Origin of the sequence: Olivibacter sp. CPCC 100613 (assembly GCF_036959255.1) — a bacterium.
Classification (GTDB): Bacteria; Bacteroidota; Bacteroidia; order Sphingobacteriales; family Sphingobacteriaceae; genus Olivibacter.
Genome location: NZ_JAWMTI010000008.1, coordinates 27,974 through 49,435 on the forward strand (window position 1 = coordinate 27,974; position 21,462 = coordinate 49,435).

The window sequence follows — 21,462 nt, forward strand, 5'->3', positions numbered from 1 at the left end:
CTTCGAAGCTTTGCCAATATAACGGGCAAACTTACGTATATAGACGATATATAACAAAATGTGCATAGCCAAAAAAGGGCACTCCGAAAGGAGTGCCCTTTTTTGGCTGTGCGGTAAGATTTAATGAATATTAATCATATACGGTAATCTTGCCTGTATACCGCTTTGTTGCATAACCTGCTTTGCTTGTTCGTAAAGAAGGTAGCTTTCATTCATTTCTTTCTTCATTATCCAAGTCTTCAGCTTATCGCTGGAAGAACCGAGAAAAGCTTCTAAAGGATCTTTCATGGCAGGGTATCTCACCAGTTTATAGTCTTTCAATTTGGCTTTACGGGCCGCAGCTGTAATAGCGTCATCGAGACTTGCTAAACGGTCTACTAAACCAATTTTTACAGCTTGGGCACCGGTCCACACACGGCCTTGGCCAATGCTATCCACTTGGTTTTGGCTTATTTTTCTACCGGTTGCTACTTTCTTTGTAAATGTATCATAAGTTTTATTTACCTCTTGTTGAATAAGGTCTCGTTCGTCCGCCGTAAGGGGTCTATTAACACTCATTAAATCGGCATATTTTCCGGTTTTGACTTCATCAAAGGTAATGCCCAACTTGTTGTTGAAGAAGTTCTGAAAATTTGGAATTATACCAAAGACACCAATGGAACCGGTAATGGTATTTGGTTGAGCAAAAATAGAATCAGCAGCGCAGGCAATGTAATAACCTCCGGAGGCCGCCACATCTCCCATTGAAACAATAATAGGTTTTACTTTTTTTGTCAATTCAACTTCCTTCCAAATTACGTCCGAAGCTAAGGAGCTTCCACCTGGTGAGTTGATACGAAACACAACCGCTTTTACTTTATCATCTTCGCGTGCCGTCCGAATTGCTCTTGAAATTCGTTCTGAACCGATTTGTTCATCAGAACCTTCGCCTGAAACAATATCGCCTACAGCATAAATTACAGCCAATCGGTTTGATGAACTATTTTCTTCCTTTTTCGGAGAAGTGTAGTCTTCTATATTTATCGATTTGATTTTCTTCTTTTTATCAATTCCCAATTTAGCTTTTAATTCATCTATTAGCTCGTTTTTATATTTTAATCCATCGACTAGTTTTGCATTCAGGGCTTTCTCAGCGTCTCTTCCCGTGTAATCGTCTGCAATCTTTCGCAAGGAATCAACCGGGATACTACGCGATTTGGACACATTACTAAGATAGTTATCATATAAAGAATTGAGATAGGAAGTGACTTGTTCTTTGTTAGCTGGGCTCATTTTATCCAATACAAAGGGTTCTACTGCACTTTTATAGGTGCCTACTTTTACTATCTGTGCTTCAATACCTAATTTTTCGAGCGTTCCTTTAAAAAATGGAAGTTGACTCGCTAAGCCTCGAAAATCTACAGAACCCTCAGGGTTCAGATAAAGTTTGTCAGCAGTAGAAGCAAGATAATATCCCTTCATCGAGTATCCTTCACTGTATGCTAAAATAAATTTTTTTGATTGCTTGAACCGGAGGAGCGCATCCCTAATTTCCTGAAGAGTAGCAAAACTAGCGCCGATACCATCCATGTCCAGTACAATACCTTTTATCCGATTGTCATTTCTTGCCGCATCAATACGGAGGAGTATTTCGTCTAAACCAATATATTTTTCTGAATTTATGGATGGAAAATTAACGTTGTTGAACGGGCTTTTATCCGTACGCTCTTTGATCGCATAATTTAGGCCTATGCGCATGATGGAATTCTCGCTTATTTCAACGGCTTTATCCGAACTGGCAGAGCTAATGATAGCTGCAATAATAGCAACAGCGATAAAAAAGAAAATTATTGCTGATAGGAATACTCCAAGCATGGAGGCAAATACGAATTTAAAAAACTGCTTCATGTATCTTTTCTAAGTCTGAAATTTAACTGCTTTCACTGCTATAAGACAAATAAGACTCTATATTGTTACATGAAAAGCCAAAGTAAGTCTCTACAGACATAGATGCTATCAACTAGATGGATGAAGCACTCTAGAAGCCAAATATTGGATATCAGTTCCCTTTTGACTAAGTTTGTTTATGCATACAGTTTATCTGATATTAGGCTCAAATTTAGGAAACAGCGAACAACAATTAGCTGATGCTATCCGAATGATTGAAAGCAGGGTAGGGGATATCATCGATGAATCTGCAATTTATGAAACAGTTGCTTGGGGCGTAAATAATCAACCGAATTACCTAAATCAGGCGGTCAAAGTCCATACAGTTTTAACACCGGAAGAAACGTTAAAAGAAGTCCTGGAAATCGAAAAGATACTTGGACGACAGAGAAAGGTGAAATGGGAAGCTAGACTAATTGATATTGACATCTTATTTTATGACGCGATTATTTTAGATACACCTAACTTGAAAATTCCACATCCTTTACTTCACTTGCGTCGATTTGTATTAGGACCGCTCGTTGAGATTGCGTCGGGGTTAATACACCCTGCGTATGGAATGGGAATTGCTGATCTTTACGAGAAGTTAGATGATAATTTGTCGGTCAAGCGATTCGAGCGATAGTTTTTTGTCGTTAACCTTTTAATTTACAGTTGTTTTTCGATTTTGATAACAAACTTTTATAGCTCCTGGCTAAGTTTACTATATTGCGTGAGTGATAAAACCAGGTAAAAGATAATGATGAAAGGAATAGCCGTTAATTGAAATAACAGAAGGAGTACAGCGCTTACCGAGAGGAGGATATAGCGATGAAGATTGGGACGAATCTGTAAACTTTTAAATTTTAATGACATAAGCGGAATTTCTGCCACTAGCAAAAAACTTAAAGCCAGAATTAAAGCCAATAGAATTACAGGATGCTGTATATAAGCACTAATAACCGGATCTTTGCTCAAAGCAATATGTGGAAGTGATAAGATGAACAAGGCACATGCCGGAGTGGGTAAGCCAATGAAAATAGACGTCTGTCTACTATCAAGATTGAACTTAGCTAAACGCAGTGCAGAGAAAACAGTCAATAAAAAGGCCGAGTACTTGATCCAAGAGCCGCCGTACTCTATTGCAGGATTGGTTTCTAGCATCATAAAAATGATGACCGAAGGTAAAAAACCAAAACTTACCATGTCAGCAAGCGAATCTAACTCTTTACCTACCGGAGAGTTGACTTTTAATAAACGTGCTGCCATTCCATCAAAAAAATCAAAAATCGCCGCAATGATAATGGCATAACCCGCGTTGATCAACTGCCCTTCAAAGGCTAGAACAACTCCCACGCAGCCGCTAAATAAGTTAAGGCTAGTAATTGTATTAGGTATATGTTGTTTCATGCACGATTTCTTTTGATCTTTGATAAATCATACCAGCTTTAGTAACCATTTAAAATCTTATAAAAAAGCTTTCCTACTTTTAATAAGTAAGAAAGCTCTGTATAGCAGTTAAATGGTTTTACTGCTTATCGCTAGCCATTCATGCTTATAAGAAACTCTTCGTTTGATCTGGTCCCTCGCATTTGTGCTAACAAAAATTCCATTGCCTCAGTTGAATTCATATCAGCTAAGTGATTTCTAAGCACCCATATACGTTGCAGTGTCTCTTTATCGTTTAATAAATCGTCTCTACGCGTACTCGATGCCGTAATATCGATGGCTGGGAATATGCGTTTATTCGCCAGTTTGCGATCGAGCTGTAACTCCATATTACCTGTACCTTTGAACTCTTCAAAAATCACTTCATCCATTTTAGAACCAGTATCTGTTAAAGCAGTTGCTAAAATTGTAAGTGAGCCTCCATGTTCAATATTACGGGCAGCACCAAAGAACCTCTTTGGTTTGTGTAGGGCATTGGCATCTACACCTCCTGATAATATTTTCCCCGAAGCAGGTGCCACGGTATTATAGGCGCGCGCCAATCTGGTTATTGAATCTAGTAGAATTACTACGTCATGACCACACTCTACCATACGTTTTGCCTTTTCAAGCACAATATTGGCGATTTTTACATGTCTTTCTGCGGGTTCATCAAAAGTAGAAGATACCACTTCGGCACGGACGCTTCTTGCCATATCGGTTACCTCTTCCGGACGTTCATCAATTAGCAAAATGATCAAATAGACTTCCGGATGATTTTTCGCAATGGCATTTGCAACTTCTTTCAATAAAACGGTTTTACCAGTCTTTGGTTGGGCCACAATCAATCCACGTTGTCCTTTTCCGATAGGTGTGAACAAATCCATAATGCGGGTTGAATTATTTCCGGCGTCTGTATACAACCTTAAACGCTCTGTAGGAAACAATGGTGTTAAGTAATCGAAAGGAACCCGATCTCTCACCTCTGCAGGAACCTGGCCGTTAATAGCCTCTACTCGTACCAGTGGGAAGTATTTCTCGCCTTCTTTGGGAGGACGAATACTTCCTCTAACGGTATCACCTGTTTTAAGTCCGAAAAGTTTTATTTGCGACTGCGAAACATAGATGTCATCAGGTGATGTTAAATAGTTATAATCAGACGAACGCAGGAAGCCGTAGCCATCTGGCATGATTTCCAACACACCTTCGTTAACAATCACGTTGTCAAAATCAAGGTTAGATGCAGGGGCTTGTCCGGTAGTAGTTTCTGTTTTTGCTTGAGGCTGAGGGGAAGGGTTGTTTGTTAATGTACCGCCTCTACGATCGGTACGTTGCGAACGGTTTTCAGGTGAAGAAAGCTTCTCTTTTCCCTGTTCCTCTTTTATAGCGTTAGTCAAAACCGGTTCTTTCTCCACTTTTTTTCTCATTTCGATGGGTTCAGCTTGTTTAACTGAAGTCCTCACCCGTTTACGATGTTTAGCTTCGCCGGATTCTTCCTCTTTTTCGGGAGCGTCCACTATCTCTTCCTCTGCAGGCTTTTCATTGTCTGTAGCGATAATTTTGTTGATCAACTCTTGTTTTCTCAACTTTTCAGCATCTGCAATACCGATCAATTTTGCAATTTCACGTAGCTCAGACACGAGCTTAGCGTTCAATTCATTAATATTCATCAAATGTCGTTATGTGTAATAAGGATTTTTATGCTTGTGTTTAACAGAAATTTACCCATATAAAAACTCGATTGATAAGTTTAAATTTTACGCTGAAGGACTAATGATTCTCCTTTAACGGATAGGTAAATTTTGAGATTCCGCTGCAATTGTATGCATAAGAATTGAAAAATCAAAAAAAAAAAGAAAAAAAATAAAAATAAGGGCCAATATCTTATTCAAATTGTTCAATCCTCAACTCCTTAATAAGGGAATATTATTGAAAAAGCCATAAGATCCCAATTGTAAAGTCTTTTGTATATGCCGACAAATATAGCTAAATTTGTCTTGTTTTTTACATGATCCTAATAATTTTTCCCCTTATATGACTCGTAAGCAGTTAGTAGAGCAGATAAAACTGAAACGCTCTTTTTTGTGCGTTGGTTTAGATACAGATATCGAGAAAATACCAGCTTGCCTATTGGATTTTGAAGATCCTATTGTTGAATTTAATAAACGTATCATCGAAGCAACAGCTGATTTATGCGTTGCTTATAAACCAAATATTGCTTTTTATGAAAGTAGAGGCGTCCAAGGTTGGCGCAGTTTACAGCGTACCTGGGAGATGATACCGAAGAGCTGCTTGAGCATTGCCGATGCTAAACGAGGCGATATCGGAAATACAGCTGATATGTATGCTAAGACATTCTTTTCTAAAGAGGTGTCAGGAATGGCGTTTGATGCAGTAACGATCGCTCCCTATATGGGTGAAGATTCGATTAGCCCATTTCTTAAATATCCAGATAAATGGTCTATCGTGCTTGCCCTAACTTCAAATAGGGGAAGTTTGGATTTTCAATTTTTTGCCGATTCAGCTAATAAAAGGTTGTTTGAACATATCATTGAAAAAGTCAATACTTGGGGAAATGATGAGCAGGTAATGTATGTAGTGGGAGCTACAAGAGGGGAATATTTCAAAGATATACGGAAAATCGCCCCGAATCATTTTTTATTGGTGCCAGGAGTCGGTGCCCAAGGGGGCAGCTTAGAAGAGGTTTGCGGATTTGGGATGACCAATGAGTGTGGATTGCTAGTCAATGCAACTAGATCGATCATTTATGCTAGTAGCGGAGATGACTTTGCGGAGCGGGCAAGAGAAGAGGCGCAGCAACTACAAATGGATATGGAGAGGGAACTGCAAAAGGCGGGTATAATAAACTAGCTAAACAACAAGAGGCAAAGTAAAAATGACTACGGTCATTAATTTACATTGAGATTATTTATTCACTACAAAAGAGCCGATAAATGCTCGAATAATTGCTCTTCAAATTGTAACTTTGCAAATTAATTAAGGACAAATCGCTTCAAATGGATGGGGAAGATAGGAGGCGAAATCGATAATGAAATGAGTACTAAAGACGATAATATATTGCAAGAACTCGCGGTAGAGGAGTACAAATATGGTTTTACTACCAATATCGAAATGGATATTGCTAAGAAGGGGCTATCTGAGGAAACTGTGCGCTTTATTTCTGCAAAAAAGAATGAACCTGATTGGCTTTTGGACTGGAGATTGAAAGCCCTGAAGCATTTTGAGAAGATGATGATGCCCAAATGGCAAAATTTCGAGCACCCTAAAGTCGATTTTCAGGATATCTCTTATTATGCTGCACCAAAGGAAAAACCAAAAGTAAACAGCATGGATGAGGTTGATCCCGAGTTGTTGGACACATTTGCAAAACTGGGTATTCCGTTAGACGAGCAAAAAGTGCTGGCCGGGGTAGTTGCGGTTGATGCCGTTTTCGATAGTGTTTCCGTAAAGACAACCTTTAGAGAAAAACTGAAAGAATATGGTGTTATATTTTGTTCCTTTGGAGAAGCTGTAAAAGAACATCCTGAATTAGTAAAGCAGTATTTGGGAACAGTAGTACCACAAACCGACAATATCTATGCAGCGCTGAATGCAGCCGTATTCTCAGACGGATCTTTTGTTTACATTCCAAAGGGTGTAAATTGTCCGATGGAACTTTCTACGTACTTTCGAATTAATGCGCAGAATACGGGGCAATTTGAGCGTACGTTAATTATTGCAGACGAAGGAAGTTATGTAAGCTATTTGGAAGGCTGTACCGCTCCTATGAGAGATGAGAACCAATTACATGCGGCAGTTGTGGAATTGATTGCACTTGAAAATGCCGAGATAAAGTACAGTACCGTACAAAACTGGTATCCGGGAGATAAGGAAGGCAAAGGAGGGATTTATAACTTCGTAACTAAAAGAGGGATTTGTAAAGGTGATAACAGTAAGATTTCCTGGACACAGGTTGAAACAGGGTCTTCAATTACATGGAAATATCCGAGTGTAATTTTAAAAGGCGATAATTCTGTCGGTGAGTTTTATTCTGTTGCTTTGACGAGAAATCATCAAATAGCGGATACAGGAAGTAAAATGTACCATATCGGTAAAAACACACGTAGTAAAATTGTTTCCAAAGGTATTTCAGCGGGAGTGAGTCAGAATAGTTATCGGGGGCTGGTACAGATAGGTAAAGGGGCTGAGAAGGCCAGAAATTTTACGCAGTGCGATTCATTGTTGATCGGTGATAAATGTGGGGCCCACACATTTCCATACATTGAAGCAAAAAACAAAACAGCTAAATTGGAACATGAAGCTACTACTTCGAAGATAGGAGAGGATCAGATATTCTACCTGACGCAACGGGGCATTGATCCCGAGAAAGCTGTTGGACTGATTGTTAATGGTTATGCCAAAGAGGTACTTAACCAATTGCCTATGGAATTTGCTGTTGAGGCGCAAAAATTGTTAGCAATTTCGCTTGAGGGTAGCGTTGGATAAATAGCGTGTTATAGATATTTTTTAATATAAACAAAACAAATAACAAATCGAAAGATTTGAATTGATGAAGATATGTTAAGTATAAAAGACCTACGGGCTTCTGTAGATGATAAAGAGATTTTAAAGGGATTAAATTTAGAAGTTAAAGCCGGTGAAGTGCATGCCATTATGGGACCAAACGGTTCGGGTAAAAGTACGTTGGCTTCGGTTTTGGCAGGTAAAGAGGCCTATGAGGTAACCGGTGGTGAGGTTACATTGGATAATAAAGATTTACTTGAGCTATCACCTGAAGATAGAGCACGTGAAGGACTTTTCTTAGCGTTTCAGTATCCAGTAGAAATTCCGGGAGTTTCCAATATTAATTTTTTGAAAACAGCAGTTAATGAGATCCGGGCCTATAAAGGTTTAGGACCTATGGAAGCTAAAGAGTTCTTAAAATTAGTTAAGGAAAAGCAAAAGCTTGTGGAATTTGATGCCAAGTTGGCGAATCGATCATTAAATGAGGGCTTTTCCGGTGGAGAGAAAAAACGTAATGAGATTTTTCAACTTGCCATGTTGGAACCAAAACTGGCTATACTGGATGAGACAGATTCAGGTTTAGACATCGATGCGCTTCGTATTGTTGCAAATGGTGTTAATCATTTGCGCTCGAAGGATAACGCCTTTATTGTTATTACGCACTATCAACGTCTTTTGGATTATATAGTGCCCGATTTTGTGCATGTACTCTATAAGGGAAAAATTGTAAAATCGGGAACAAAGGATTTAGCACTCGAGCTGGAAGAGAAGGGATACGATTGGTTAAAGGAAAGTGTGGATGCTGAAGAGAATGCTGCTATTTAGGATAATGGCTATTATTTTCTCATCCTTTTATGATAATTAACAAATGATTACACAAGTTTCAAGTTCATTATATCATCAATTAGTTACTTTTTTTGAAGAGAGACTAACCTTAAAGGGTTATCAGGAGCCACAGGTATCTCTTCGTCAAGAGGCTTTCGTTCGTTTTAAGGAATTAGGATTTCCTAGTGTCAAAACGGAAGATTGGAAGTATACAAATCTACAGTCACTGATTAATCAGCATTACTTGTTAAATGATGCGATCCCCGGAAAGGACGTGGACATTAATAAGGCAGTCATAAAAGGGCTGGAAGCTTATCGGCTGGTGTTGGTTAACGGACGTTACCGCAAAGATCTTTCGGATGTCATTACAGAGCCCGGTGTATTCGTAAGTCCAATTGAGGAGGTGACCACTAATGAGTTATTTTCAGCCCATTTCGCAAAATATGCGGACAAGACAGAAAACCCGCTGGTAGCGTTAAATACAGCTCTTCATGAAGGAGGGCTCTACATCCATGTCGGCAAAAAGGTTGTCTTAAAAAAGAGTATTCACATTGTTCACGTCGTTTCTTCCAGTGAAGCAATTTTTAATCAAACAAGGAATCTGTTCATTTTTGATGTAAATGCTGAAGTGGAAATTATTGAATCCTTTATTACAAATGATAAAGGGATAAGCCTTAATAATACCGTTTCTGAAGTCGTCCTGAATGAGAATGCTCGTTTACAACACTATTATTTACAGACAGCGGATGAAGGGGCGCGCTATCTGAATCATACGGAAGTTAAACAGGCTAAGCACAGTTTATATAACAACTATAATTGCTCGTTTCCAGGCTCCTCTTTTGTCCGAAATAATATTAACGTGCGTTTAGATGATACATCGGTAGAAAGTCACTTATATGGGGTGACGTTAACGGCGAAAGATCAACTAATAGACAATCATACTGTTGTTGACCACCGAATGCCCTTCTGCGAAAGTTATGAATGGTATAAGAATATCGCACAAGATACGTCAACCGCGGTGTTCAATGGTAAAATATTTGTTCAACCCGATGCGCAGAAAACCAATGCTTTTCAACAGAATAACAACATGTTAATTGGCGATAAGGCCACTATTTTTACGAAACCGCAATTGGAGATATTTGCGGATGACGTTAAATGTAGTCATGGTTGTACAATGGGACAGTTCGATGATGACGCGCTATTTTATCTTAAAGCAAGAGGCATCGGTGAAGCAAGTGCAAGAATATTGTTGGTCCACGCTTTTGCCTTTGATGTAACAGAAAGGTTCAACAATGAGTATGTAAGGGCTTACGTTGATCGTCTCATCGAACAGGGCTTAGTTGTTGAACAATAAGTTTTTTCGATCTTAATTTAAATTTTCAGTTTTGACACATTACGATATTCATAGCATAAGAGCTGATTTCCCTATATTAAAAACGAAGGTAAACGGACATCCCTTGGTATATTTGGATAATGGAGCGACTACGCAGAAGCCACAATCGGTAATTAACGCAATAACCGATTATTATACCCAAATCAATAGTAATGTGCACCGAGGTGTTCATCATTTAAGTCAGCTGGCAACTGATGCGTATGAAGTGACACGGAGGAAGCTTTCCGAATTTATTAATGCCACGCACGACTATGAAGTTATATTGACAAATGGAACTACTCATAGTATCAATTTGGTCGCTAATTGTTATGGAAAGCAATTTGTAGAAGCGGGGGACGAGATTATGATTTCCGAAATGGAGCATCATAGCAACATCGTACCTTGGCAAATGCTGTGTGAAGAACGTGGTGCAAAACTTCGTGTGATACCCATAACGGATACAGGCGAATTGGATATGGAGGCTTATCGGACTATGCTCAACGAAAGAGTGAAGCTCGTTGCCATAACCTACGTATCCAATACGTTGGGAACGTTAAATCCTATGCAGGAGATCATCAAACTGGCACATGGTCTGGATATCCCGGTATTGGTAGATGCTGCACAAGCTATACAACATTTACATATCGACGTGCAGGCCTTGGATGTGGATTTTCTTGCTTTTTCAGGGCATAAAATGTATGGTCCAACTGGCGTGGGTGTTTTGTATGGAAAAGAAAAATGGTTGGATAGGATGCCACCTTATCAGGGAGGTGGGGATATGATTAAAGAAGTTCGGTTTGAAAAGACCACCTATAACGAGCTTCCGTTTAAGTTCGAAGCAGGTACGCCCAATATCGAAGCGGGAATCTGTTTGGGGGCTTCCGTTGACTATATAAAAACGATTGGCTTGAGTCAGATCGCCTTGTATGAAGCAGAGCTGCTTAAATATGCTACGAAAGTTTTATCTGAGATTGATCAAATTCGATTTATAGGTACTGCGAAGGAAAAATGTAGTGTGATTTCTTTTCTGGTAAACGGTGCGCACCCCTATGATGTAGGGGTTATTTTAGATAAATTGGGCATTGCGGTCCGTACAGGGCATCATTGTACGCAACCATTGATGGAGCGATTCGGGATACTGGGTACTGTACGGGCTTCCATCGCCATGTATAATACAAAAGAAGACATTGATTTATTGGTAGAAGCAGTAAAGAAGGCTGCTTCAATGCTGCTATAAAGAAGGTGATGAGTACGATGACGATTAATGAAATTCAGGAAGAGCTGATTGAAGATTTCTCTTTTTTTGATGATTGGATGGCTAAGTATGAGTATATTATCCAATTGGGAAAGGAACTGCCATTAATTGATGAAGCACATAAAATAGATGATCTGTTAATTAAAGGTTGTCAGTCGCGTGTATGGTTACATGCAGCATATACGGATGACAAAGTTTTTTTTACGGCGGATAGTGATGCCATCATCACAAAGGGATTGGTTAGCTTAATGATCAAGGTTTTATCAGGACAGCGAGCCGAAGACATCGTAAATGCTAATCTCTATTTTATTGACGATATCGGACTAAAAGAACACCTTTCACCTACCCGTGCTAATGGGTTGGTGGCCATGGTGAAACAAATGAAATTATATGCACTGGCGTTAAACGCCAAGCAATGAACTTTTTTTACCTAATTTTTTATTAAAGATAGCTGTAATACATAATCTTTGAAATAAAAAAATCGATATTGTAAAATTTTATTTGGTTATTTGTTAACTTTACGCTAAAACTGTTAGCCATGGCTTTTGAACCAGATAAAATTGATTTAAAGATCATTAAGTTACTCCAAGAAAACGGTAGAATCACTAACTTACAACTTTCTTCTAATATCGGCCTGTCACCCGCCCCGACCTTGGAACGAGTTCGAAAACTCGAAAATGCAGGATATATCAAAAGCTACCATGCGTTAGTGGACGAGGAGCTCTTAGGTCTAGGTATCAAATCTTTTATACAAATACAATTGGATTTCCACACACACAATTCAATCCCCGAATTTGTGGAAGCCATTAAAAGTATTCCTGAAGTGACCGAATGTCATCATGTTACGGGGCAATGCGATTTTATTTTAAAAGTATACGTCAAGGACATCAAATCGTATGAGCGATTGATTATGGAAAAAATTAGCCGAATACCCTGCGTGAAAACATTTCAGACAATGATGATTATGTCAACGTCTAAAAAAGAACCTATTGTTCCTATGGAGTACTAGGTTTCCCCTTTATGGCGCTAATAGACTTTATTCTTGGCTTATACCTGCCAGTCAATGGGTGTTTTGCCTTGTTTTATTAAATACTCATTAGTCTTTGAAAAGGGTTTACTGCCGAAGAATCCGTTATGAGCTGATAGCGGAGAAGGGTGGGCAGAGGTAATTATTAGATGTTTAGAAGAATCTATTAATTTTGCCTTTTGTTTTGCGTAATTTCCCCACAGGATAAAAACAATTCCTTCTCTTCGTTGAGCCAGCTCCTTGATGACCATATCGGTAAAGATTTCCCATCCTTTTCGTTGATGAGATGCAGCCATATGTGCTCGTACGGTAAGCACTGCATTTAGTAAAAGAACGCCTTGGTCTGCCCATTTAGTCAACGTACCATGATTTGGAATTTTGAAACCGGGAATGTCACTACTTAATTCAATATACATGTTCCGTAGCGAAGGAGGAATTGCAATGCCAGGTTGCACCGAAAAAGATAATCCATGCGCTTGTCCAATATTATGGTAAGGATCTTGCCCCAGTATGACTGCCTTCACTTCATAAAAGGGGGTATGCTCAAAGGCATTGAATATAAATTTATTAGGGGGAAATACTTGGTATTGTGCCTGCTCTGTTTTTAAAAAATTTCGCAGCTCGTTCATGTAAGTTTTAGAGAATTCAGGTGCTAAAATTTCTTTCCAACTTTTTTCAAGGACTATGCTCATGGTCAAACTTAACTAAATTTGCTATTATATACAATATGAACCTGCAATCGTTTCAGGCTATAAACCCTTTTGTGAAGTTTATAGATCGGAAACAAAAGGAATAGAATTTAACGCAGATTTTTTGTTAAAAACCATAAATTAACGGATATTTGCAGCGTTATAATGAATATATTCATAAAATAAAGATATGCCAAATTTCATTCGTATTATTATAGCTTTCGTATTATTGGGAGCATCTGTCAGTTTATTTGTGTTCGGGCACTGGCCTTGGGGGATACTCGCCCTTCTTTTAGCGATAATTGTTTTCGTTACGTTCTTTTTTAATGAAAACATGCTGATTGCTCAATTTTATTTGCGAAAGGAAAACATGGATAAGGCAAAACTATGGCTGAATAAAATTACGCGTTATGAGAAGCAATTGCTTCGTGCTCAGCATGGCTACTATCATTTGCTCATCGGCTTAATTGAATCGCGTACGGCACCACTACAATCGGAGAAGTATTTTAAAAAAGCGCTGAGCTTAGGTCTGCAGATGGACCATAATGTAGCCCTGGCCAAATTGAGCTTAGCGGGCATAGCGATGGCTAAACGAAATAAACGCGAGGCTACCCAACTATTACAAGAAGCTAAGAAAGCTGATAAAAATAAGTTATTAGCCGATCAGATTAAAATGATGAAAGATCAAATGGGCATGCTTGATAAACAGCAGATGCGTTTCCGTTAAAGTTCTTTATACGGTATCCTTCAAAATAAGAAAAGACATAATTACCGTTGGTTAAACTTCTTCTTCCAGTAATTGCTTCTCGTACAACTCAAAATAATTGCCTTTGATTGCGAGCAGCTCTTCGTGTTTACCTGCTTCGACGATCCGACCGTTTTCCATTACCAAAATATGATCGGCATTTTTAATGGTTGAAATACGATGAGCAATAAATATGGCGCTTCTGTTGCGCATAACAGAACTTAGATTTTGAAGAATCCTTTCTTCCGTTTTGGTGTCTACCGCTGACAAGCAATCATCAAAAACAAGTATTTTAGGATCTATAATAATGGCTCTTGCGATCGAAAGACGCTGTTTTTGCCCTCCGGACAGCGTTATTCCTCTTTCTCCTATTGCTGTCTCAAAACCTTTCTCAAACTCGATGATGTTGTCATGGACCGCAGCTTTTTTGGTTGCATCTTCTACTCGGCACATATCCAACTGATCCAGGCCAAAGGCCACATTTCTTGCAATGGTATCTGAAAAAAGGAATACCTCTTGTGGAACGAAGCCAATCGTGCTTCGATAGCTATTCAGATTTAGTTCTTGTATCGGAACGCCGTCTACCAAAATAGTGCCTGACGTCGTATCGTACATTCGCATTAAAAGCCGTGCAATTGTTGACTTTCCAGCGCCTGTCTGTCCGATGATAGCTAAAACCTTTCCAGGAGTTAATTCAAATGATATTTCTTTTAACGCATTTATACCAGTATCCGGATAGGTAAAAGATACCTTTCTGAATTCGATATGACCTGAAAATTCTTTTTTTTCATTGGACTGAGTGCTTATACCGGGGGAAGTTTCCAAAAATTCATTGATCCGTTTTTGCGAAGCGGCGGCTCGCTGAACCAACGATGTTACCCATGCAAGAGACATTGCCGGAAATGTTAACTGGTTTACGTAAACAATAAACTCGGCAATATTTCCTGAGGAAATACTACCGCGCATCACCTCAATGCCTCCAATGTAAATGGTGATGATTGTGCTTAAACCGATTAAAAGTAAAATAAGAGGGAAGAAAATAGCCTGAACTTTTACTAAAGACAGGGAGACGGTTTTATAATCGTTGCTTTCTTTTGCAAAGCTATTTTTCTTGTCCTCCTCACGGCTGTAGGTTTTTATAACACGAATTCCGGAGAAGGTTTCTTGTACAAAGGAACTTAAAGCAGACAACTGCTCCTGTATTTTTTCACTTCTCTTGTTGATCAGTTTATTGATAAACAGTATGACTACCGACAATACCGGTATCGGAGCCAGTGCATAGAGTGCTAACTTGGCGTTTACAGCAAACATCGAAGTAATGACCATTATTGATAATACGACGGTATTAATTGAGTACATCACGGCGGGACCTAGATAAGCTCGAACCCGACTTACATCTTCAGTTACACGGTTCATCAAATCACCTGTATTGTTTCTTTTAAAGAAGGCCATATCCAAGCTTTGGTAATGATGGTAGATTTCATTTTTCAGATCATACTCTATATGACGTGAGGTTAGAATGATTGTTTGCCGCATTAAGAAGAGAAACAGGCCTCGTATCAGCGCTAAAACAAGCACAAGAGAACCAAAAAGGAGAAGGCTTCGCCCAAATATTTCATAAATCAGCGATTGGCGTTCAAATCCTTCAAACAACTGAAAAAGAGCTATATTATCTTTTACTAGATCAAAGGCAATTCGAATGACTTGGGCCGGTATAATCCCGAAATAGTTGGAAACTACAACGAATACAAAACCGGGAATCATTCGCCAACGATATTTATAGAAAAATTTATTGAGGTAAGCTAAGTGCTTCATGAAAGACCGAAATTAAATCTACACCCACAAAAGTACATATCCAAGAGAAAATTATTGATATCGCTTAAGCCTATTTTTACGAAATATTAAAATTAAATGGCAATAGAAACCACTATTTACTGAATGAAATGATTTTAAATTCATAAAAAGATACCGATAAAATTAGTACTTTTGCGCAGAATTGCCGATACTAAAATAAGAGTAAAACATGTCTTCCGAAACGCCATACCCCCAGATGTTTGATTTGTTAAGACAATTTGAACACCAAAAGATTGTATTTTGTCAAGACCATACGATTGGATTAAAAGCTATCATTGCTGTTCATGACACCACACTCGGCCCGGCTATAGGCGGTGTACGTATGTTACCTTATAAAACTGAACAGGAGGCGATAGACGATGTTTTACGGTTATCTCGTGCGATGACTTATAAATCAGCGATAAGTGGTGTTAATTTAGGGGGCGGAACCGCTGTGATTATTGGCGATCACCGTACACAGAAATCGGAAGTTATTTTAAGAAGATTAGGGCAGTTTGTGGAGGAAATGAACGGATCATTTATCGCATCATTAGATATGGGAACCACCTCCAAAGATATGGAGTTCATTCATATGGAAACCAATCATGTAGTCGGTTTACCAAAATCATTAGGAGGAAGTGGCGATACGGCCCCATTTACTGCTAAAGGTGTTTTTTATGGAATAAAGGCCGCAGTGAAGGAGCTTTACGGTACAGATAGCATGGCTGGACGTACGGTAGCTGTGCAAGGAACAGGAAAAGTTGGAGAGCATCTTGTTTCTTTGCTGCGAGAGGAAAATGCAAAAGTTTACGTGAGTGATATTGTTGAAGATCGTATGATTCAGGTATCCAATAAATACGGGGCAGAAGTTATCGCTTATAATAATCTCTTTGATATGGACTTGGACGTTTATGCACCTTGTGCATTAGGTGGAACCGTTAACAGTTACACGATTGAGCGGATGAAATGTAAGATTATTGCAGGCTCCGCTAACAATCAATTGGCCAACGACCGTGAACATGGCACTAAACTCTTAGAAAAAGGCATTGTTTACGCACCTGATTTTCTGATTAATGCAGGCGGTCTTTTGAGCTGCTATGCTGAGATTGCAGGATATAACGTGTTAAGAAGCGCCGCTTTAACAGAGAATATCTATGAGGTAACGCGGTCGGTGATACAGAAATCACGGAAGGAAAAAATTCCAACACACCAGGCCGCTATGCAGATTGCTGAGGAGCGGATCGCAACTATTAAAAAAATAAAACAAAACTAATCATTAAGGTTAGTGTGAAATATAATCGTTCTTTATAAATATGTTAAATAGAAGGCACCTGAGGGTCAAAGTATTACAAACAGTCTATGCTTTCCAGCAATCGGATGATAAAAATGTAAGCAATTTTGAAAAAGCATTGCTGAAAAGTGTTGATCAAGTTTATGAAATGTATGTTTGGGTGCTCGCACTCGCGTCTGAAGTAGCGGAGTATGCATTAGTTGATGCAGATGAAAGAGCAAACAAATTTTTGCCCACTGAGCATGATCTGAACGCTAATACGCAATTAGCTAATAATACTTTTATTGAGTTACTGAAGCAAAACGAAGAGTTTATTGATTTATGTAAAAAGTATAAGGTAGATCTTGTGTTCGATACGGAAACGGTAAAAAGTATTTTCCATATTTTGAAACAATCACCCGAGTATATTGCTTATTTAGAGAGTGAGGATCGATCTCTCAAGGTCGAAAAGGACATTATAAAGTTTATCTTTAAAAAAATTATATTGAAGTTGCCTGCTATTGAGCAAATATTCGATGAACATTTTATTAATTGGACAACTGATAAAGACGTTTTGCAAGCATTATTAGCCAAAACATTAAAGAATTTCAATAGCGAAGACCCGGAGAAGAACCACTTGGCTCAATTATGTCCTAATTGGGTTGATGATAAGGAATTTATTGTTGATTTGTTTCGGTTGACAATTCGACACGGGGAGGATTATCAAAAATACATTTCAGGAAAAACAAAAAATTGGGAAGCTGATCGAATTGCGTTAATTGATACGTTGTTGATGCGAATGGCAATCACCGAATTGTTAAATTTTTCTTCCATTCCCGTGAAGGTTACTATTAATGAGTATATTGAAATTTCAAAAGAATTTAGTACACCGAAGAGCAATTCTTTCATTAATGGTATCTTAGACAAGATTTTGATCGAACTTCAAAAAGAAGGCAAGATCAGAAAATTTGGAAGGGGGCTTATTGGATAAGCGCGACTTAGAAGTAACTGGGGATAAAAAACTGACTATGGCTAGTTTACATAGGGATAACCAACAATTATAAGTATATGAAAAATAAAATTTTGTTACTGTCATTGACAGTTTTGGCATTAGCTGCTTGCAATGGCTCTAAACAGAAGGAGAAAAGCGCTGGGGAGGATATTATTGAAAGTGTAAATACGGCAGATAATACGGGTGCAAATAAACAGATCCCCGACTCAGCAGATGTTGCAGATGCGCCCATCATAAATTTTAAGAATGATACCTATGATTTTTCAAAGATAAAAGAAGGAGAAAAAGTAAATCACGTTTTTGAATTTACGAATACCGGAAAATCGCCGCTTATAATCAGTGACGTACAAGCTGGATGTGGCTGTACGACACCGAAATTCGATAAAAAGCCAATTAAGCCCGGTGAACAAGGCAGCATCGAAATCGGCTTTAACAGTGCAGGTCAACGCGGAGCGCAACATAAAATTATCACCGTATATAGTAATGCTCAACCCGCGCAATTAATGCTTCATCTAAAAGGTGAAGTACAATAGTTAAACAATTTTAAATCATAATAATTTACATGGCAACAGTAGCAATTTTATTACAGGCAGGATCAGGTGGAATGTCATCCCTCATCATGATGGGATTAATTGTGGTAGTGTTCTATTTTTTCATGATACGACCACAGATGAAGAAGCAAAAAGAACATAAAAAATACATAGAAGATCTAAAAGTGAATGATAAGGTGGTAACTACTGCCGGTATTCACGGTCGTATTGTTGAAATAGGTGAAAGCACATTTATCGTTGATGTAGGTAGCGGTACCCGTATCAAGTTTGATAAAGCGGCTGTCTCATTAGATGCGTCTAAACTCGCTAATACGCCTAAGCAAGGAACCGCAACTACAACAGACGAAAAGAAATAGACTTTGTCAGGTAGACAAGGTGCTGTATAAAACGCTTGACAAAATTGATTTACCGATAAAGGTTGCTATTTTTGTTAGGCGTTTTATTTTTTTAAAGTGTCGGCATGTTTAATCTCAATAAGAAGCAACAAAAGAAACTTAGCCTATTCGCTATTTGTCTTTTTATCTCCTTTCTCGTATGGAGTTTGTTTGCTTTATCAAATCGTTATATCTATACGGTAAAAGCTTCTTTAAATTATGTGAATGTTCCCCCAAAAAGGGCCTTTCATCCACTTCAATCCGATACTGTTAATATGCAGGTAGAAGGAACAGGTTGGCAGGTACTGTTCTCTAATCTTCGGCTAAAACCCCAAGATATACATGTTGATTTAAGTGGTTTGAAAACACGCGATTGGGTCCTCTTTTCTAATCAAATGGGCTATATAAATCGACAATTCAGTGCAAATCAACGCATTGTTTCTATTTCTCCTGATACGCTCTTCTTTAATTTTTCTAAACAGGATGTGAAAAAAGTAACTGTTAATTTGTCGAGTGATATTAAATTCAAGAAACAATATGATATCATCGGAGATATACAGATTGAACCTAAATTTGTAACGGTTACGGGACCGTTAGAAGACTTGGTCTTGATTGATGGTTGGGCAACTGATACATTAAATAGCGTTAATGTTGATAATACTATTGTTGCAAAGGTTACTTTATCGAAAAGTCAGAAAGCAAATATTAATGTACATCCTTCATCGGTTGATGTTAGAATTCCCATAGGAGAGGTGACGGAGAAAATTATTGAGGTACCTATTAGGGCAGAAAATAGTAAAGCTTTTAGGACAGTAAAAGTACTGCCTGAAAAAGTGAGATTGACGACCATCGTATCATTGGATAAGTATGAGGGTATTGATCGGGACATGTTCGAAGCAGTTATTAATTTGAACGATTGGAGAAGCAACCATATAAAGAATTTACCGGTGATTATTACAAAACAACCCGATTTTGTGAAGATAATCAAGGCGGAACCGCAAAATGTAGAGTTTTTACTGTGGAAATAAATAAAAATAAATTACGCATCGGTGTAACCGGTGGGATTGGTACAGGCAAAACAACTGTTTGTAAGATATTTGAAGCCCTGGGATACCCGGTATTTTACGCAGATAAGGAAGCCAAGAATGTAATGGCGGATGATGCTGAATTGGTGGAGCGTATTAAATCTATATTTGGAAAGCATGTTTATTCAGACAAAGGTGAACTGGATAGGGCTTATCTTTCGAAGATTGTCTTTCAGGATCGCGAGAAATTAGATGAACTTAATGCGCTCGTTCATCCGGCTACTATAAAAGCTTATGAAAATTGGGAGAAGAAGCAAACAGCAAGTTTGACTTTTAAAGAGGCTGCTTTACTTTTTGAGACGGGAAGCTATGCACTATCCGATCGTAATATTTTGGTAGTGGCTCCGCAAGAGCTTAGGATAAAACGGGTAATGGAAAGAGACCATGTAACAAGGGAGGCGGTGCTAGCAAGAATAGATAAACAAATGGTTGATGCTGAAAAACGTAAACTTGCTGATTTTGTAATAGATAATGATGAGGGCCAAGCTTTGATCCCACAAGTTTTAAAAATAAAAGATCGGTTATTGGAACTGTTAGCGATAAGATGATAATTTTAGATGATTTTTTAATCATTAATTCTACGGGAATCTATTGTTCTTATGGTGATTTTTTTATAGATGCGCGAGAAGCCGTTAAAGTTTCCGTCGTGTCACATGGTCACGGCGATCATATAACCTCCGGTTCTTCTAGAGTGTTTTGTACCGCTCCAACCAAATCATTTATGGAGCTGCGGTATAATAAAAATGCTGCACGTGACTTTCAGGTTTACGATTATGGCGTACCTTTTATGTTACGTGATGTTAAGGTGACATTTTTGTCTGCCGGCCATATTTTAGGATCGTCTTTAGTGCTGATGGAATATAAAGGGGTACGTTATTTATACACGGGTGATTACAAGTTACAGCCAGATCCGACTTGCCCACCTATCGCTTTGATCAAAGCTGATGTTTTGATTACAGAAAGCACTTTTGCTAACCCTTGTATAAAACATCCGGACCCGTCTGTAGAACTTAATAAGCTGAACGGTACCACGCATCCTATTATGCTCGGGGCCTACGCCTTGGGTAAAGCACAACGATTAACGGCTCTGATTAATAAACATTGTCCCGAAAAGAAAATACTTTTACACCATTCAGTACTTCCATTTCATAGGATATACGAGCAATACGGGTATATCGATTGGCATTACATGCCCTATGGGCGCAAATTTATAAAGGAACACCCTGAAAATGTTATTTACCTGGTACCTCCCTTGACTTTTAATAGCTACTTTAGGGCGAAGAACCTACTAAAGGTTTTTGCCTCTGGATGGAAAGGTTTACAAAGTAAAAATGATATAGAACTATTTATTTCAGATCATGTGGATTGGCCCGATATCCTCAATACGATTGATGTTGTTGACCCGCAGGAAATATGGACTCTACATGGCGACGGTAAAGCGCTTGTTGATTATTATAAGGGAAGTCGGAGCGTGAAGATTCTATAAGTCTTCTACACGCAATACTACACAGAATACAATCGTAATGCATCTTTATTTTTTAGATCAGATTTTAAGCTATATATTAGT

Annotated in this window: 21 protein-coding genes; 16 read left to right on the forward strand and 5 right to left on the reverse strand. The window is 38.5% G+C overall.

Annotation, left to right across the window (positions count from 1 at the left end; all coding sequences use genetic code 11):
* Positions 1 to 120: 120 nt before the first annotated feature.
* Positions 121 to 1,887: a signal peptide peptidase SppA gene (sppA, locus tag RYH73_RS20625; RefSeq protein WP_335315377.1), complete on the reverse strand. Its 1,767-nt coding sequence runs from the start codon at positions 1,885 to 1,887 to the stop codon at positions 121 to 123.
* Between the two features lie 178 nt (positions 1,888 to 2,065).
* Here sppA and folK point away from each other — a divergent pair, with 178 nt between their 5' ends.
* Complete coding sequence (folK, locus tag RYH73_RS20630) at positions 2,066 to 2,551, forward strand: 2-amino-4-hydroxy-6-hydroxymethyldihydropteridine diphosphokinase (protein ID WP_335315378.1); 486 nt, start codon at positions 2,066 to 2,068, stop codon at positions 2,549 to 2,551.
* 56 nt (positions 2,552 to 2,607) lie between these two features.
* Here folK and pssA read toward each other — a convergent pair whose 3' ends face one another.
* Together pssA and rho are read right to left on the reverse strand one after the other, a co-directional pair.
* Positions 2,608 to 3,315, reverse strand: coding sequence for a CDP-diacylglycerol--serine O-phosphatidyltransferase (pssA, locus tag RYH73_RS20635; RefSeq protein ID WP_335315379.1), 708 nt, complete (start codon positions 3,313 to 3,315; stop codon positions 2,608 to 2,610).
* A gap of 131 nt (positions 3,316 to 3,446) precedes the next feature.
* Positions 3,447 to 5,003 (reverse strand): transcription termination factor Rho, encoded by a 1,557-nt coding sequence (gene rho / locus RYH73_RS20640; protein ID WP_335315380.1) that lies wholly within the window; start codon positions 5,001 to 5,003, stop codon positions 3,447 to 3,449.
* Between the two features lie 364 nt (positions 5,004 to 5,367).
* Between rho and pyrF the strand changes: the two genes are divergently transcribed.
* The 7 genes from pyrF (at position 5,368) to RYH73_RS20675 (ending at position 12,318) form a co-directional block, all read left to right on the forward strand.
* Complete coding sequence (gene pyrF, locus RYH73_RS20645; protein ID WP_335315381.1) at positions 5,368 to 6,204, forward strand: orotidine-5'-phosphate decarboxylase; 837 nt, start codon at positions 5,368 to 5,370, stop codon at positions 6,202 to 6,204.
* Between the two features lie 183 nt (positions 6,205 to 6,387).
* Positions 6,388 to 7,839 carry a Fe-S cluster assembly protein SufB gene (gene sufB / locus RYH73_RS20650; RefSeq protein ID WP_335315563.1) on the forward strand — a complete coding sequence of 484 codons (1,452 nt, stop codon included), beginning with the start codon at positions 6,388 to 6,390 and terminating at the stop codon, positions 7,837 to 7,839.
* A 72-nt stretch (positions 7,840 to 7,911) separates the two neighbouring features.
* On the forward strand, positions 7,912 to 8,682 hold the full coding sequence (sufC, locus tag RYH73_RS20655) for a Fe-S cluster assembly ATPase SufC (protein WP_335315382.1): 771 nt from the start codon (positions 7,912 to 7,914) through the stop codon (positions 8,680 to 8,682).
* A gap of 43 nt (positions 8,683 to 8,725) precedes the next feature.
* Complete coding sequence (sufD, locus tag RYH73_RS20660; RefSeq protein WP_335315383.1) at positions 8,726 to 10,036, forward strand: Fe-S cluster assembly protein SufD; 1,311 nt, start codon at positions 8,726 to 8,728, stop codon at positions 10,034 to 10,036.
* Between the two features lie 31 nt (positions 10,037 to 10,067).
* Entirely contained in the window at positions 10,068 to 11,291 is a 1,224-nt protein-coding gene (locus RYH73_RS20665) for an aminotransferase class V-fold PLP-dependent enzyme (RefSeq protein ID WP_335315384.1), read from the forward strand.
* A gap of 8 nt (positions 11,292 to 11,299) precedes the next feature.
* Positions 11,300 to 11,728: a SufE family protein gene (locus RYH73_RS20670; protein WP_335315385.1), complete on the forward strand. Its 429-nt coding sequence runs from the start codon at positions 11,300 to 11,302 to the stop codon at positions 11,726 to 11,728.
* Positions 11,729 to 11,847: 119 nt separating this feature from the next.
* Entirely contained in the window at positions 11,848 to 12,318 is a 471-nt protein-coding gene (locus RYH73_RS20675; RefSeq protein ID WP_335315386.1) for an Lrp/AsnC family transcriptional regulator, read from the forward strand.
* 38 nt (positions 12,319 to 12,356) lie between these two features.
* Here RYH73_RS20675 and ung read toward each other — a convergent pair whose 3' ends face one another.
* A complete protein-coding gene (gene ung / locus RYH73_RS20680) occupies positions 12,357 to 13,028 on the reverse strand; it encodes a uracil-DNA glycosylase (protein ID WP_335315387.1) in 672 nt (223 codons plus the stop codon).
* A gap of 187 nt (positions 13,029 to 13,215) precedes the next feature.
* On the opposite strand from ung, the gene RYH73_RS20685 reads away from it, so the two are divergent.
* Positions 13,216 to 13,752: a DUF2892 domain-containing protein gene (locus tag RYH73_RS20685; RefSeq protein ID WP_335315388.1), complete on the forward strand. Its 537-nt coding sequence runs from the start codon at positions 13,216 to 13,218 to the stop codon at positions 13,750 to 13,752.
* 51 nt (positions 13,753 to 13,803) lie between these two features.
* Here the strand turns inward: RYH73_RS20685 and RYH73_RS20690 are convergent, their stop codons facing one another.
* Positions 13,804 to 15,585 carry an ABC transporter ATP-binding protein gene (locus RYH73_RS20690; protein ID WP_335315389.1) on the reverse strand — a complete coding sequence of 594 codons (1,782 nt, stop codon included), beginning with the start codon at positions 15,583 to 15,585 and terminating at the stop codon, positions 13,804 to 13,806.
* A 208-nt stretch (positions 15,586 to 15,793) separates the two neighbouring features.
* Here RYH73_RS20690 and RYH73_RS20695 point away from each other — a divergent pair, with 208 nt between their 5' ends.
* From RYH73_RS20695 to RYH73_RS20725, 7 genes are all read left to right on the forward strand, one after another.
* Positions 15,794 to 16,876, forward strand: coding sequence for a Glu/Leu/Phe/Val family dehydrogenase (locus RYH73_RS20695; protein WP_335315390.1), 1,083 nt, complete (start codon positions 15,794 to 15,796; stop codon positions 16,874 to 16,876).
* A 40-nt stretch (positions 16,877 to 16,916) separates the two neighbouring features.
* The gene (nusB, locus tag RYH73_RS20700; RefSeq protein WP_335315391.1) at positions 16,917 to 17,864 is read left to right on the forward strand and encodes a transcription antitermination factor NusB; all 948 of its coding nucleotides are present in this window, start codon (positions 16,917 to 16,919) and stop codon (positions 17,862 to 17,864) included.
* 77 nt (positions 17,865 to 17,941) lie between these two features.
* Positions 17,942 to 18,418 (forward strand): DUF1573 domain-containing protein, encoded by a 477-nt coding sequence (locus RYH73_RS20705; protein WP_335315392.1) that lies wholly within the window; start codon positions 17,942 to 17,944, stop codon positions 18,416 to 18,418.
* A gap of 29 nt (positions 18,419 to 18,447) precedes the next feature.
* Positions 18,448 to 18,792 (forward strand): preprotein translocase subunit YajC, encoded by a 345-nt coding sequence (gene yajC / locus RYH73_RS20710; RefSeq protein WP_335315393.1) that lies wholly within the window; start codon positions 18,448 to 18,450, stop codon positions 18,790 to 18,792.
* Positions 18,793 to 18,896: 104 nt separating this feature from the next.
* A complete protein-coding gene (locus RYH73_RS20715; protein WP_335315394.1) occupies positions 18,897 to 19,838 on the forward strand; it encodes a CdaR family protein in 942 nt (313 codons plus the stop codon).
* On the forward strand, positions 19,829 to 20,443 hold the full coding sequence (gene coaE, locus RYH73_RS20720) for a dephospho-CoA kinase (RefSeq protein ID WP_335315395.1): 615 nt from the start codon (positions 19,829 to 19,831) through the stop codon (positions 20,441 to 20,443). Before RYH73_RS20715 ends, coaE begins: the two co-directional genes overlap by 10 nt.
* Positions 20,440 to 21,381 (forward strand): exonuclease, encoded by a 942-nt coding sequence (locus tag RYH73_RS20725; RefSeq protein ID WP_335315396.1) that lies wholly within the window; start codon positions 20,440 to 20,442, stop codon positions 21,379 to 21,381. The genes coaE and RYH73_RS20725 overlap by 4 nt, the downstream gene beginning before the upstream one ends.
* Positions 21,382 to 21,462: the final 81 nt, after the last annotated feature.